The organism is Xanthomonas sp. GW (assembly GCF_014236815.1).
Classification (GTDB): domain Bacteria; phylum Pseudomonadota; class Gammaproteobacteria; order Xanthomonadales; family Xanthomonadaceae; genus Xanthomonas_A.
This window is the reverse complement of record NZ_CP051189.1, coordinates 1,725,467-1,739,867: the sequence shown is the minus strand read 5'-3', so window position 1 is coordinate 1,739,867 and position 14,401 is coordinate 1,725,467. Positions and strand designations below refer to the sequence as shown.

General features: G+C 66.2%; 13 protein-coding genes and 1 pseudogene. 9 read left to right on the top strand and 5 right to left on the bottom strand.

Going from position 1 to position 14,401, the window contains the following annotated elements; genetic code table 11:
- Positions 1-227: 227 nt before the first annotated feature.
- The 3 genes from HEP73_RS07325 (at position 228) to HEP73_RS07315 (ending at position 4,238) form a co-directional block, all read left to right on the top strand.
- Entirely contained in the window at positions 228-1,994 is a 1,767-nt protein-coding gene (locus HEP73_RS07325; protein ID WP_185822678.1) for a peptide MFS transporter, read from the top strand.
- 400 nt (positions 1,995-2,394) lie between these two features.
- Positions 2,395-2,559, top strand: a complete 165-nt coding sequence (locus HEP73_RS07320) for a hypothetical protein (protein WP_185822677.1) — start codon at positions 2,395-2,397, stop codon at positions 2,557-2,559.
- Between the two features lie 113 nt (positions 2,560-2,672).
- Positions 2,673-4,238: an asparagine synthase-related protein gene (locus tag HEP73_RS07315; RefSeq protein ID WP_185822676.1), complete on the top strand. Its 1,566-nt coding sequence runs from the start codon at positions 2,673-2,675 to the stop codon at positions 4,236-4,238.
- A gap of 298 nt (positions 4,239-4,536) precedes the next feature.
- Here HEP73_RS07315 and HEP73_RS07310 read toward each other — a convergent pair.
- Positions 4,537-4,710 (bottom strand): annotated as a pseudogene (locus HEP73_RS07310) (prolyl oligopeptidase family serine peptidase); the annotation flags it as partial.
- Positions 4,711-4,807: 97 nt separating this feature from the next.
- On the opposite strand from HEP73_RS07310, the gene HEP73_RS07305 reads away from it, so the two are divergent.
- Positions 4,808-5,488 carry a TetR/AcrR family transcriptional regulator gene (locus HEP73_RS07305; protein WP_185822675.1) on the top strand — a complete coding sequence of 227 codons (681 nt, stop codon included), beginning with the start codon at positions 4,808-4,810 and terminating at the stop codon, positions 5,486-5,488.
- A 108-nt stretch (positions 5,489-5,596) separates the two neighbouring features.
- On the opposite strand, the gene HEP73_RS07300 is transcribed toward HEP73_RS07305, so the two are convergent.
- Positions 5,597-6,601: a LacI family DNA-binding transcriptional regulator gene (locus tag HEP73_RS07300; RefSeq protein ID WP_185823340.1), complete on the bottom strand. Its 1,005-nt coding sequence runs from the start codon at positions 6,599-6,601 to the stop codon at positions 5,597-5,599.
- 94 nt (positions 6,602-6,695) lie between these two features.
- Between HEP73_RS07300 and HEP73_RS07295 the strand changes: the two genes are divergently transcribed.
- The 5 genes from HEP73_RS07295 to HEP73_RS07275 are packed head-to-tail and all read left to right on the top strand — an operon-like array spanning position 6,696 to position 11,317.
- Complete coding sequence (locus HEP73_RS07295) at positions 6,696-7,748, top strand: sugar phosphate isomerase/epimerase family protein (protein ID WP_185822674.1); 1,053 nt, start codon at positions 6,696-6,698, stop codon at positions 7,746-7,748.
- A 27-nt stretch (positions 7,749-7,775) separates the two neighbouring features.
- Complete coding sequence (locus tag HEP73_RS07290) at positions 7,776-8,993, top strand: nucleoside permease (protein WP_185822673.1); 1,218 nt, start codon at positions 7,776-7,778, stop codon at positions 8,991-8,993.
- Between the two features lie 10 nt (positions 8,994-9,003).
- A complete protein-coding gene (locus HEP73_RS07285) occupies positions 9,004-10,128 on the top strand; it encodes a Gfo/Idh/MocA family protein (protein ID WP_185822672.1) in 1,125 nt (374 codons plus the stop codon).
- Between the two features lie 19 nt (positions 10,129-10,147).
- On the top strand, positions 10,148-11,002 hold the full coding sequence (locus HEP73_RS07280) for a sugar phosphate isomerase/epimerase family protein (RefSeq protein ID WP_185822671.1): 855 nt from the start codon (positions 10,148-10,150) through the stop codon (positions 11,000-11,002).
- Between the two features lie 18 nt (positions 11,003-11,020).
- Positions 11,021-11,317: a c-type cytochrome gene (locus tag HEP73_RS07275; protein ID WP_185822670.1), complete on the top strand. Its 297-nt coding sequence runs from the start codon at positions 11,021-11,023 to the stop codon at positions 11,315-11,317.
- A gap of 27 nt (positions 11,318-11,344) precedes the next feature.
- Here HEP73_RS07275 and HEP73_RS07270 read toward each other — a convergent pair whose 3' ends face one another.
- The 3 genes from HEP73_RS07270 to HEP73_RS07260 are packed head-to-tail and all read right to left on the bottom strand — an operon-like array spanning position 11,345 to position 14,393.
- Positions 11,345-12,088, bottom strand: a complete 744-nt coding sequence (locus HEP73_RS07270; RefSeq protein ID WP_185823339.1) for a 3-keto-disaccharide hydrolase — start codon at positions 12,086-12,088, stop codon at positions 11,345-11,347.
- A gap of 44 nt (positions 12,089-12,132) precedes the next feature.
- Positions 12,133-12,708, bottom strand: coding sequence for a gluconate 2-dehydrogenase subunit 3 family protein (locus HEP73_RS07265; protein ID WP_185822669.1), 576 nt, complete (start codon positions 12,706-12,708; stop codon positions 12,133-12,135).
- Positions 12,708-14,393, bottom strand: a complete 1,686-nt coding sequence (locus HEP73_RS07260; RefSeq protein WP_185822668.1) for a GMC oxidoreductase — start codon at positions 14,391-14,393, stop codon at positions 12,708-12,710. Before HEP73_RS07260 ends, HEP73_RS07265 begins: the two co-directional genes overlap by 1 nt.
- Positions 14,394-14,401: the final 8 nt, after the last annotated feature.

Sequence of the window (14,401 nt, the reverse complement as noted above, 5' to 3'; positions counted from 1 at the left end):
TAGCCCCTCTCCCGCCGGGAGAGGGGTTGGGGTGAGGGTACGGCGCGAAGCCTCGCGCTGTTTCGATCCCATGAGGCTGCGCCCGTACCCTCATCCGCCCCTGCGGGGCACCTTTCCCCGAAAAGGGGGCCATGGTCCCGAGGGGAGAAGGAACTGATGCCGCGACTCAACCAATCCCCACCAGCACGCCTATACTCCGCCGCTGCCCTTCCCGCCCCAGGCCAGCCGTGTCCGCCACCGCCCTCCCCGCCCGCGACGCGCGCGACGATTTCCTCGGCCATCCCAAGGGCGTCTACGTCTGTTTCTTCACCGAGATGTGGGAGCGCTTCTCCTTCTACGGGATGAAGGCGCTGCTGCTGCTGTACCTCACCAAGTACCACCTGTTCGGCGACAAGGCCGGGCTCGACCTGCTCGGCGCCTACGGCGGCCTGGTGTATTGCGTGCCGGTGATCGGCGGCCTGCTCGCCGACCGCTGGCTGGGCATGCGCAAGGCGGTGGTGTTCGGCGGCATCCTGCTGGTGCTCGGCCACGTCGGCATGGCCTTCGAGGGCCACGCCGCGACCCGGGTCGCCGGCGTGGTGGTGCGCGACACCGCGTCGCTGGGCGTGACCTACCTGTCGCTGGCGCTGATCATCATGGGCGTGGGCTTCCTCAAGCCGAACATCTCCACCATCGTCGGCAAGCTGTATGCCCAGGACGATCCGCGCCGCGACTCCGGCTTCTCGCTGTTCTACGCCGGCATCAACCTCGGCGCGCTGTTCGCCTCGCTGGTGTGCGGCTTCCTCGGCGAAGCCTACGGCTGGCGCTACGGTTTCGGTGCTGCCGGGATCGGCATGCTGCTCGGCCTGGGCATGTTCCTGTGGGGCCAGAAATACCTGCACGGCCATGCCGAGCCGGCGCAACCGGCGCTGCTGCGCCAACGCGTGGCCGGGCTGCCGCGCGAATGGGCGATCTACCTGGTCGCGGTACTCGGCGTGCTGCCGGTGGCCTGGCTGATGTGGGCCGCGGCCAACGGCGCCTTCAGCCTGGGCGGCGAGATCTCGCTGGCCTTGCTGCTGATGCTGGTGGTACTCGGCGCCGTGCTGTTGTGGTTCGCCTGGTTCACCGGCACCCAGTGCACGCCGGTGCAGCGCCAGCAGATGATCGCGCTGATGGTGCTGATCGCGATGGCGCTGGTGTACTTCACCTTGTACGAGCAGACCTACGGTTCCTGGGTCACCTTCACCGACCGGCTGATGACCAAGGACATCGTGCCGTCGCTGGTGATCCGCACCGGCACGCCGCTGCCGTGGTCGATCGCCTCGTTGCTGCTGGCGCCGCTGGGCTTCGTCGCCGCGGCGTCGCTGTCCGACCGCAATCCGGCGTCGGCCGCGCCGCGCCTGCTGTTCATCGCGGTCAGCGTGCTGATGCTGCTGCTCCTGGTGCGCGACTGCCTGGTACTGCCGCAGACCGCCGGTTCGCTGACCTACCTGGGCGCGTTGTTCCTGGTGCTGCTGGCGCCGCTGTTCGCGGCGCTGTGGGCGTGGCTGGAACGGCGCGGCCTGGAGCCATCCAAGCCGTCCAAGTCGGCCATGGGCCTGTTGTTGGCGGGATTGTCGTTCGTGCCGCTGGCGCTGGCCGCGCAGCAGGTCGGCGTCAGCGGGCAGATGGCCAGCGTGTGGTGGCTGGTGCTGGCCTATCTGGTGCTGGAAGCAGGCGAGATGTGCCTGTCGCCGGTCGGCCTGTCGGCGGTGACCCAGCTCGCGGTGCCGCGCGTGGTCAGCCTGATGATGGGCACCTGGTTCCTGGCCACGGCGTTCTCCGAAGCGCTGGCTGCGCTGTTCGGCAAGCTCGCCGCGATCGACGTGCCCGAAGGCGAAACGCTGAACATCGCCGACGCCGCCGCCAAGTACGCGCACCTGTTCTGGCTGATGCTGTGGATCGGCGTGGGCTGCGCGGTCCTGGCGTTCCTCGCCGCTCCCCTGTTGCGGCGCATGATGCACGGGGTGCGCTGAGCGGGTGCGTGCGGCACCCATCGGCAGGCGCGGCGACGGCATGCGCGATGCCTTCGATGGCAAGGATCGGCAGGAAAGGTCATCCCGCGTGTTGCGACGATATTCAAGTCGGGCCGGATCGCCACACGGGCAATCCGGCCGTCCGTCGCTCGGTCGATTGCCGCTTACGGCGGTGCGCAGGCTTTGCCTGCGCACCGCCCAGTGACGTGCCCAGGAACCCCAGCAGGCGGGTGTAGAACTCGCGGCGTTGCATCTTCAGATGCAGATCGGCAATTGACGCGCTTGATTCCATATTTTTAGACGAGACTGTGGCCCGGCCGTCCAAACTTGTCATGCCATGGACACAGTGCTAGGTTCTGTCCGTCGCCGCATGGCGATATTCAGGAAGAGGAGCTTCGTGATGAAAATTCAAGATGCCAAACTTGAGAAACAAGATTCCCAATCCAACCCGTTCGCCATTCAGCTCGACGAGCCCATGCAAAATATCGCGGCGCCGGGCGTCTGCGAGATGAAGCCATATCTTGGCGAAGATTCCCGCTGGTACTCGGTACAGCCAGGCGGCTGAAACGACGGCGCTTCCATCAAGACGTCGCGACAAAGAACGCCGCCATCAGGCGGCGTTCTTTTGTTCGAAAACGCGATGACCGCACGACACCGATCGCAGGCAGCCGAGTAGCCATGATCAAGGCCAACATTGCTTTTTCCGACCTGGCGCAACCGCCGATGTGGCAGAACAACACCCTGTGTCTCGGGAACAGCCAGATTGCGCCGTACTGTCACTCCGCTGTGGAAACCGTCGTGGTCCGCACCCAGGGACAGTGGTTCGCCACGGTGCGCGAGCGTTGCAGGGATGTCGAATGGGAAAAAAACGCGACGGGTGCATTGGTCGATGCCGATCGATTCAACCAACTATACAAAGAGGCCCTTCTATGGCCGCTTGATTATCTGATGATCGAAGTGGCTCAGGCCGGATGCCGACTGAAGTTGCGCGCAGGTCTTCTCGGATCGGCGCCAGTCTATTGCCGGCTCACCGATGACACAGCAGAAATCTCCTATGATCTGGCCGACTTTTTTTCCCGGCCCACAACCATTGATCTGGAGATGGCCAGTCGGCGCCTCGCACTCGGCGCAGATTATTCCGCGAGGCAATTATGTTCTGGCGTTCTCATGCTGACAGAACGCGCCACGCTTTACGCGGAGCCAGGCAAGGTACGTTACGTCTATCCTTCGCCTGCTGAAACCGTATCGCCTTCCGAAGAAGCATTGATCGACCACGGCATAGAGCAATTCGAGCAACTGTTGCATCGTGCGGTTTCGATTCGACCCGCGTCGAAGCAGATGGCCGTCGAGTTGAGTGGGGGCATGGACTCGGCGACCGTTGCGTGCGCCCTGACCCGATCGCATGACAACATCGCAAGCCTGGGGATCTTGCTCGATGAGGGATACAGTCATACCCAGGCCAAACGCCGCCGCATGCTTGTCGAAAAGCTAGGCCTTCGCGATACGAGCGTAAATATCGATTCATTCCCGCCGACGCTCGATCTACAGCCAAGCGCGAGCCGACCGGACTATCCACTTGCCGAGTTCTATCTCGAAGCGTTCGAAAGTTTGTGGGACAGCGCGCAAGCGCAAGGCAGCGAACGGCTTTTCACCGGCCTTGGCGGAGACCAGCTGTTCCCGACTTACCGGAATGAGGACCATCCCACCGGCAGCCAGAGTGGCATTGTGGCCGCAGAAGCCAAGCGTCGCGCGGAATTGTTGTTGACGCCCCGAGCGCTCAGTTCATCACGGTCGGTCAATGGATTTGACGCTCCCGTCGGCCCGTTATCTGCATCGGTGCTGGCTTCGAGTATGTGTCAGGCTCCCCATCTGCTCCGGCGAGGTCTTTGGCCGGTCAATCCGTTAAGCGATCCACATTTGGTTTCTTTTTGTCGGCGCCTGCCTCTTGAGAGCCGCAAAGACCGGGAAACGATGTGGCGGTATTTACGGGCCAACGTAGGCGAAATATTTCCACGCAACTATTGCAAAGAAACCTTCGCCCATGTTCTCCCTGAATTGATCGCCCATCACGCCAAGACGATCGCCATGCAGCTGCGCGAGTGCGCCCTTGCCGACTTGGGCCTGGTCGACCGAGACGCTGTACTCCAACTGCTGGACGAGTTGGTGGCGACGCGCGCACGTCCGCTGACGGCGCCGTTGATCTCGTTCCTTTGGCTGGAGCGCTTCGTTCGGCAGCTTGCCTGACGATTCCATCCAGCGGCGTCGAAGCCGCTTTCCCGGCGTGCGCAGATGCAGCTGCACGACGCTGCCGCAACGGCCGGTGGTATGTAATGCAGCGGCCCGTTCTCTGCTGCCAGATACCCCCGGCGTTCGCCTTGGAAAAGCGCGCCCTGCGGCGTGGATTTTCGCGCAGGACGTCAGTTGGTCGCGCCGGGCTACTGGGCCCAACCGGCGGCGGTGCGGTCCGGCACTGCGCCGGACCGCACCGATGTCGCGCGCCTGTCGCATAGCGCCTCGGCGCGCATCCTCAGGCGACAGCCGCTTACGGCTTTGCTGACGCTAGCGCACCGCCCAGCGACGTGCCCAGGAACGCCAGCAGGCGGGTATAGAACTCGCGGCGGTGCTCTTCGGCGTAGAAGCCATGGCCCTCGGTCGGGACGTAAAGCGTCTCCACCGGCACCCCGGCCTTTTTCAGCGCCGCCCCCATCTTCTTCGCCGCCTCGAAATGAAACCACACTGCACGGTTTATTATTAGAAGCGAATGTTCCCGCCACCAAGAAAAATGTACAGTTGGGTTCACTTTAGGAGGCGCAATGAAGGTTCGGACCGAGGCCCGACGCGAGGCCATCGTCGAGGCGGCGACGCAACTGTTCCAGGAACTGGGCTATGAGCGCGCCTCGATGAACGAACTGTCGAAACGGCTGGGCGGCTCCAAGGCCACCCTGTACGGCTATTTCGCGTCCAAGCAGGAACTGTTCGGCGCGGTGGTCCGCGCCGCGGCGACCGTGCATCTGTCAGACGCGATCCGGCGCTTGCAGGCGCCCCTGCCCGGCAAGAGCGACCTGCATGCGATGCTGTTGCGCTTCGGCGAATGCATGCTGCAGGTGGTGAGCAATGATGCGGTCGCCATCGCGGTCTACCGCATGGTGGTGGCCGAGGCCGGCCGCTCCGAGGTCGGACAGCTGTTCTACCAGGCCGGTCCCAGCGAATCGGTGGTAGCGGTGGCCGCGGTGCTGGAAGCGGCGATGGCGCGCGGCGAACTGCGCCAGACCGATCCGACCATCGCCGCCCTGCACTTCCTGGCGCTGCTCACCGCGGAAGTGGACGTGCGCATCTACCAGCGCGATCCGCCGCCGCTGGCGCCAGCGCTGGTGCGCAAGATGGCGCAACGCGCGGTCGAGCAGTTCCTGCTCGGTGCGGCACCGCGACAGGAGATCAGTGCCGCGGCACGCCCGGCCGGCAAACCTGCGGCGCGCAAGCGCGTGCGCGCCTGAGCACGGCGTGCGCCATCGCGATGTTTCGCGCCGCGCTGCGCTGCGCGATGCCACGCCACTGCACTATCGGGGACTGCGCCAACACTCCCCGTTCCGCCCTGCCGTCACCTACTCCCTCGGCGCAGCAGTCGATCCGCGCAACATCAATCTGAAATCCAGCGTCTGCTGAAGCGGCACGTCCACATTTTCGATGATGGCAAGCAGCAGGTTGACTGCGCGGATACCGATCTCGCGCATGGGTTGGCGGATGGTCGTCAATGGCGGCGTGAGGTAACTAGACGACGCCAGGTCGTCGAAGCCGACAATGGACAGGTCGTCCGGCACGCGCAAGCCCAGGTCCCGGCAGGCCGCTAGGGCGCCCAGCGCCATCTGGTCGCTGAAGCAGAAGATCGCGGTCGGCACCGGCGCGCGGGCCAAGAGCGCCATCGCTGCCGCATGCCCGGATTCCACGGAGAAATCGCCCGGCACCACGCTCAGGTTGCGCAGGCGGCCGCGCGCCTTGCCGGCGGCGCGGGCCCCTTCCAGTCGCTGCTGGTGCAGGGGATTGTCGGACGGGCCGCCCACCACGGCGATCCGCTCGTGCCCCAGTCCGTACAGGTGTTCCATCACCGCGCGCGCGGCGGCCGCGTTGTCGATGTGGACGCTGGGGATGCCCAGCGCCGGGTCGAACTCGCAGCCGTTGACCACCGGCGCGGCGGTGCCCAACTGCTTGACGATCTCGCGCGCCGTCGGCGGGAGGCGGTGCCCCAGCACGATCAGCCCGTCCGCTTCGTTGCGCCGGAGCATCTGCGCGTAGCGCTCCTCGCGGTCGGGCTGGTGCTGGGTATCGCCCAGCAGGACCGCGTAGCCGACGGCCTGCGCCGCTTCCTCCGCGCCCTGCAGGATCTGCGCGAAGAATGGATTGGCGATGTCCGGCACGGTGACCAGGATCTTGCCGCTGCGCTGGGTCTTGAGCGTCCTGGCGACCGTGTTGGGGACATAGCCCAGCGCGGCGGCGGCCTGCTCGATGCGCGTGCGCGTGGCCGGCAGGACTTTTTCCGGCCGCGAAAGCGCGCGCGACACCGTGCCGGCGGAGACGCCGACGTGCTTTGCGATGTCGTAAATGGTGGCCATGAGGTCAGCTCTTCTTTCTGCTGTGCAGTGCACAACGGGTCTTGCGGGAGGCGATGCTACGATAATGCAATCGATTGCATCAGGGCGAATCACGTTGAAGACGCTCAAGGGTCCGGCGCTGTTTCTGGCGCAGTTCATCGGCGACACACCTCCCTTCGATCGCTTGGACACGCTGGCCGAGTGGGCCGCGGGCCTGGGCTATTCTGGCGTACAAGTACCGACCAGCGCGCCCCACCTGTTCGATCTGGCCCAGGCCGCGCAGAGCCAGGCGTACTGCGACGACGTCGCCGGCATGCTGGCCGGGCACGGCCTGCAGATCACAGAGCTATCCACCCACCTGCAAGGACAACTGGTCGCGGTCCATCCCGCCTACGACGAGCTGTTCGACGGCTTCGCACCGCCGGACAAGCGCGGCGATCCCGCTGCTCGCCAGGCCTGGGCGGTGGAGCAGTTGCTGTTGGCCGCCAAGGCCAGCCAGCGCCTGGGGCTGACGGCGCATGCCACGTTCTCCGGTGCGCTGGCCTGGCCTTACTTCTATCCCTGGCCGCAACGCCCGCCCGGGCTGGTGGAAGAAGCCTTCGCCGAACTCGGCCGTCGCTGGCGCCCCATCCTGGATGCCTTCGACGCCTGCGGCGTGGACCTGTGCTTCGAGATCCACCCGGGCGAGGACCTGCACGACGGTGCGACCTTCGAGCGCTTCCTCGAGGTGGTCGACCATCACCCGCGCGCCAAGATCCTGTACGACCCCAGCCACCTGCTGCTGCAGCAGATGGACTATCTCGGCTTCATCGACCGGTATCACGCGCGCATCGGCATCTTCCACGTCAAGGACGCCGAATATCGCCCCAGTGCGCGCAGCGGCGTCTATGCCGGCTACCAGGACTGGATCGATCGTCCGGGACGGTTCCGTTCGCTCGGAGACGGCCAGATCGACTTCAAGGCGATCTTCTCGAAGTTCGCGCAATACGATTTCCCGGGCTGGGCGGTGCTGGAGTGGGAGTGCTGCCTGAAGCATCCGGAAGACGGCGCACGCGAGGGTGCCGCGTTCATCCGCGAGCACATCATCCGGGTGACCGAACGCGCCTTCGACGACTTTGCCGACAGCGGCGCCGATCCGGAATCGCTGCGCCGCATGCTGGGGACCTGAGCCGATACCGCCCTGGGAGGGGAAGCCATGACGTACACCATGCCGCGCTTGGGCGCGATGATGTTTCTGCAGTTCTTCATCTGGGGGGCATGGTTCGTGACCCTGGGCACGTACCTGGTGCAGGGCCCCCTGCACGCCAGCGCGAGCCAGGTGGCGACGGCCTTCCTCAGCCAGTCCATCGGCGCCATCGTGGCGCCGTTCCTGGTCGGCTTGATCGCGGATCGCTACTTCGCGGCGCAGCGCATCCTCGCGGTGCTGCACCTGGCCGGCGCGGTGCTCATGTGGCTGGCGTCCACGGCGACGAGCTTCGGCATGTTCTCCGCCTGCGTCATGGGGTACATGCTGCTGTTCATGCCGACGCTGGCACTGGCCAACAGCGTGGCGATGCGGCACATGCAATCGCCGGAAAAGCAGTTTCCGCCGGTGCGGGTGGCCGGCAGCGTCGGCTGGATCGTGGCTGGCGTGCTGATCGGCTGGCTGGGCTGGGAACAGGCGCACCGGCTCGAGCTGACGTTCCGGATGGCGGCGCTGGCATCGCTGGCCCTGGGCCTGTATGCCTTCACCCTGCCGCACACGCCGCCGCTGGCGCAACAGCGCGACGCCGGGCTGGGGCAGGTCCTGGGACTGGACTCGCTGCGGCTGCTGAAGTCGCGCTCCTATTTGGTGTTCTTCCTGGCGTCCATCGCCATCTGCATCCCGCTGGCGTTCTACTACAACTTCACCAACCCGTATCTCAACGATCTGGGCGTGCGCGGCGCGGCCGGCCTGCAGTCGCTGGGCCAGGTGTCCGAAGTGCTGCTGATGCTGGCCATGCCGTTCCTGTTCGTGCGGCTTGGCGTCAAAACCATGTTGGCGGTGGGCATGGCCGCGTGGGTGCTGCGCTACGCGATGTTCGCCTTCGGCGATGCGGGCGGCGGTTTCTCCTTGCTGGTGATCGGCATCGTGTTGCACGGCATCTGCTACGACTTCTTCTTCGTCACCGGCCAGATCTACACCGACGCGCATGCCGGCCCCGCCGCGCGCAGCAGCGCGCAGGGCTTCATCACCCTGGCCACGTACGGCGTGGGCATGTTGATCGGCACGTTTTTGTCCGGCGCGGTCGTGGAGCACTACACCACGGCGGCGGGCCCGGACTGGCAGCAGATCTGGCTGTTCCCGGCAGGCGTGGCGCTGGTCGTGCTGATCGCCTTCCTGCTGCTGTTCCGCGACCGGCCGGTCGTCGCGGCCGCGCCCTCCACGCATTGAGAGCCCACCGATGAGCAAGCTCGGAATCGCCATCGTCGGCACCGGCATGATCGGCGCCGTGCATCGTCGCGCGGCGCTACTGGCCGGTGCGCAGGTCCGCGGCGTCGCCGCCTCTTCCCCGCAACGCGCACGCGAGGTGGCGCAGTCGTGGAATGTGCCGCGCGCCTATCGCGACATCGAGGACGTGATCGCCGATCCGCAAGTGCAGGTCGTGCACGTCTGCACGCCCAACCATCTGCACCGCGCCATGGCGCAGGCGGCGCTGCAAGCCGGCAAGCACGTGATCTGCGAGAAGCCGCTGGCCACGACCTTGCAGGACGCCCAGGCCTTGGCGGCATTGGCCGCCTCGACCGGACTGGTCGCCACGGTGCCCTTCGTCTACCGCTACCACCCGGTGGTGCGCGAGGCGCGCGCACGCATCGCGCAGGGCGACCTGGGGCCGCTGCGCCTGATCCACGGCAGCTATTTGCAGGACTGGCTGCTGGACCCCGCCAGCAACAACTGGCGCGTGGACCCGGCACTGGGCGGCGCCTCGCGCGTGTTCGCCGACATCGGCTCGCACTGGTGCGACCTGGTGGAATGGGTCGGCGGCGAGCGTTTCGTCGAGGTCAGCGCGGCGTTCGCCACCGTGATCGCCGAGCGAGGCGCCCTCACCGGGCAGAGCTTCACCACGCCGGCGGCGGGCGGCGCGATGCAGGCGGTCTCGAGCGAGGACGTGGCCGCGGCGATGTTCAGAACCGGCGCGGGCACGCTGGCGTCGTTGACGGTCAGCCAGGTCTCGGCGGGACGCCGCAATCGCCTCTGGTTCGAGATCGATGGCGCCAGGGCCAGCGTGGCGTTCGACCAGGAGGACGCGGAACGCTTGTGGATCGGCCTGCCCGACCAGCGCGAGGAAATCTTCGTGCGCGGGCCGGGTGCCGGCAGTGCCGAACAACGCCGGCTGGCGGTGCTGCCGGCCGGGCACGCGCAGGGCTACGGCGATTGCTTCGAGGCGTTCGTCGCCGACACCTATCGCGCCATCGAAGGCGAGCGGCCGGAAGGCCTGCCCACCTTCGAAGACGGGGTGCGCTCGGCGCTGATCGTCGATCGCGTCATCACATCGGCCAGGACGCGCGCCTGGACATCCATCGATTGAATCTCGGGAGGATTTCTTGATGAACACCCCTACACGCAGGACCGCGACCCTCGCACTGCTGCTGCTCGTCGCCCTGCCCGCCTTTGCACGCGACGCCGCTGGCCCGCAATCGCCCATCGCGGTGCAGATGTACTCGCTGCGCAACGCCGGCTCGCTTGAGCAACAGCTGAAGATCGTCCACGACGCGGGCGTGGGCGCGGTGGAAACGGTCGGCACGCAGAACGTCAGCGCGGTGGAACTCAAGCAACTGCTGGACAAGTATTCGATCAAGGCGATCTCGTCGCACGTGCAACTGGCCGATCTGCGCAAGGACCTGGACGCCGCAGTCGCCTTCAACCGATCGATCGGCAACACCACGCTGGTAGTGCCTTACCTGGACCAGAAGGATCGGCCGACCGATGCCGCGGGCTGGACCGCATTGGGCAAGGAACTGGGCCAACTCTCGAAGCGGGTGCGGGCCAAGGGCATGCGCCTGGCCTACCACAACCACGACTTCGAACTGGTCGACTTCGATGGCAAGACCGGCCTGGAACTGCTGTTCGCAGCGGCCGGCCCCGATCTGCAGACCGAGCTGGACCTGGCCTGGGTCGCGCGCGCGGGCTACGACCCGGCGGTGATGCTGGGCAAGTTCAAGGGCCGCATGTTCGCGGTACACGCCAAGGACAACGCACCGAAAGGCCAGGCCGAGGACGAGGGTGGTTTCGCCGCCGTGGGCCAGGGCGTGCTCGACTGGAACGCGATCCTGCCTGCCGCGGCGGGTGCCGGCGTGCGCTGGTACATCATCGAGCACGACCGTCCGCGCGATCCGGCCGCGGTCGTCCAGACCGGCGCCCACTACCTGCGTGCACACCTGCCCGCCAGCACACAGCGCTAGCACGCGAAGGAGCCCCACTTGAAAACGATTCTGACAGTGGCCGTGGCTCTGCTGGGGGCGACGCTTGCGACCACGGCGTGGTCCAAGGACGATCCTGCGGCCGGCGCGAAGCTCTACGCCACGAACTGCACCGCCTGCCACGGCGCCGATCGCGCGGGCATTCCAGGCGCGTTCCCCGCGCTCACCGACGTGGGCAAGCGGCTGGAATCGGCGCAGATCAAGGAGAAGATCAGCAAGGGCGGCGGATTGATGCCGCCCTTTCCGCAGCTGTCGCAACAGGATCTCGACAACATCGCCAGCTTCCTGGCGCAATAGAACGCAGGCGCCGGCTGCGCGCCGACGCTACAGCTCGCGCACCCAGATGTTGCGGTAGCTGACCTTGGAATCGTGCTCCTGCAGGGAGATCGGCGCGCACGCATGCGGCGCGTACGAAGGCGCGCCGATGTACTCGGTCTTGCCCGACAGGACGGTGTCGTCCTGCACCAGCACGCCGTTGTGCAGCACGGTGATGCGGGCGGGTGAAGTAAGCCCGCCTCCCTGCGAGAAGCGCGGCGCCTTCCAGATGATGTCGTAGGCCTGCCACTCGCCCGGCGCACGCGAGGCGTTCACCAGCGGAATGGCCTGCTTGTAGATCGCGCCGGCCTGGCCGTTGGCATAGGTCGTGTTGTTGTAACTGTCGAGCACCTGCAACTCGTACAGTTCCTGCAGGAAGATGCCGCTGTTGCCCCGCTGCTGGCCGTCGAAACCGCCGGTCGCGGTGGGCGTGCGCCACTCGACATGCAGCTGGATGTCGCAGAAGCCCTGCTTGGTCCGGATGCCCTTGCTTCCCGGAACCACGGTCAGCGCACCGTCGGCGACGCTCCAGGGCACGCGTCCGCCCTGCTCCGACTCCCAGGCGGAGAGATCCTTGCCACCGAACAGCACGATCGCGTCGGAGGGCGCGCGGCCCGCGGGCGTGGCCACGATCGCTGGCACGGGCTTCCACACCTCGGTCTTCGCCGGATCGCGCGACGGGTCGCCGCTGGCCTGCGCGAACGCGGGCGCCGTGGCCAGCAGGCAGGCCGCCATCAGGAGGGGTCTGGTCATTGTGTTTCCGGGGAAGTGGCGCATGGGCGAGTCGTTGCGGTCCATCAGTTGGTCGCCCAGGCGGGCGTACCGGGGGCATAGGCCAGGTCGCCGTCGTAGCGACCCGGCACGGCGACGTAGCGCAGCACGTCGGTCGCGGCGACCTTCGAGGTGAAGAAGCTGAAGATGGCCAGCTGCTTGATCATCGTGAAGTGATGCGGCATCGCGTCCGCCATTTTGGCGGTGCCGGTATCGGTCATTGCAACGACGTGTTTCCTGGCTTCCGCATCCAGGGCGCGCAGCAGCTCGGTGCGCGCCTGCGGCGCGAGCGACACGAAGCGGCCGCCGGCGCGTTTGTCGATCTCGGCCAGGCCGGCGCGGAACGTCGCCTGTTGCTGGGCGGTGTAGCAATCGGTGACGAATTGCGCCATGAACAAGCCGACGCCGGCGTCCTTCGCCCCCGGCGTTTCAGTCCGCGGCAGGATGGTCTCGGCGATCTCGTCCAGCATGCCGACATCGGCCGCGGAGAAGGCATTGTTCGCCCCCTCGACCGGCGCCTGTGCACGGCCCAGCGCGGGCAGGCCGATCATGGCCGCGCCCGTGGCAGCGACGATCATCTTCAGCAGTTCGCGGCGTTCCATCACAGGTTCCCCGCTTTCAACTCGCGCACCGCGTGGTCCGCTGCCCGTGCGGTCAGCGCCATGTAGGTCAGCGACGGATTCACGCAGGCGCTAGAGGTCATGCAGGCGCCGTCGGTCACGTAGACGTTGGGCGCGTCCCAGACCTGGTTGTGCTGGTTCAGCACGGAATTCTTGCGGTCACGGCCCATGCGCGCGGTGCCCATCTCGTGGATGCCCTTACCCGGGGCGTAGTCGTCATCGTGCATTTTCACGTCCTTCACGCCGGCGGCCTCCAGCATCTCCGCGGCATCGGCGGCCATGTCCTTGCGCATGGCCTTTTCGTTCGCGCGCATGGACACGTCCATCGCCAGCACCGGCAGCCCCCATTTGTCCTTGCGCTGCGGATCCAGGCGAATCGTATTGTCGTGGTGAGGCAGCATTTCGCCGAAGCCGGTCATGCCGATGCGCCAGTCGCCCGGCAGGGTCAGCGCGTCCTTCAGGTCGGCGCCGATGTTCAGTTCGGCGATCTCGCGCGACCAGCCGGTGCGGCTGGCGCCGCCCTGGTAGCCGAACCCGCGCAGGTAGCCGCGCCTGTCCGCGGCGACGTTGCGGAAACGGGGAATGTAGAAGCCGCAGGGACGACGTCCGAAGTAGTACTTGTCTTCGTAGCCCTCGACCCGGCCGGAGGCGCCGGCGCCGAAATGATGGTCCATCACGTTGTGCCCAAGCTCGCCGGACGAAGAGCCCAGCCCGCCTTCCCAGACATCGGTGGCCGAGTTCATCAGCAGCCAGCTCGAGTTGAAGGAGGACGCATTGAGGAAGATGACGTTGGCCGTGTACTGGTAGGTCTGTCCGCTCTCGGCATCGATGATCTCCACGCCGCGCGCACGCTTGCGGTCCTTGTCGTAGAGCACTTCCTTGACGATCGAGAAAGGCCGCAAGGTCAGGTTGCCGGTCTTCATCGCCGCCGGCAGCGTCGCCGACTGGGTCGAGAAGTAGGCGCCGTAGGGACAGCCCAGAATGCACTTGTTGCGATACTGGCAGTTGACGCGGCCCTGCTCGACCTTGGGCTCGGTGATGTTCGCGGTGCGCGAGTGGATCAGGTGTCTGGTCCCGCCAAAGGCCTTCTTGATCCGCGCGGCCACGTCCTTCTCGACGATGTTCAACGGGATCGGCGGCAGGAACTCGCCGTCGGGCAACACGTCCAGGCCCTCGCGCGTGCCGGCGATGCCGGCGAACTTCTCCACGTAGTCGTACCAGGGCGCGATGTCGGCGTAGCGGATCGGCCAATCGGTGGCGATGCCGTCCTTGAGGTTCGCCTGGAAATCCAGGTCCGACAGGCGATAGCTCTGCCGTCCCCACATCAGCGAGCGACCGCCCACGTGATAGCCGCGGTACCAGTCGAAGCGCTTGGTCTCGGTGTAGGGCGATTCCTTTTCGTTGGCCCACATGCCCTGCAGGTTCTCGACCAGGCCGTAGTCGCGCCGCAACACCGGATAGTCGGCCTGCATCGCTTGGGTCGGCCGGTTGTGGTGCGGGAAATCCCACACCTCCTTCATCGCGTTGACATAGTCCTTGACGTGCTCGATGTTGCGTCCGCGTTCCAGCATCAGGACCTTGAGGCCCTTCTCGGTCAGCTCCTTCGCCGCCCAACCGCCACTGATTCCCGAGCCAACGACGATGGCGTCGTAATGATTGTCTGCCATGGGTTCTA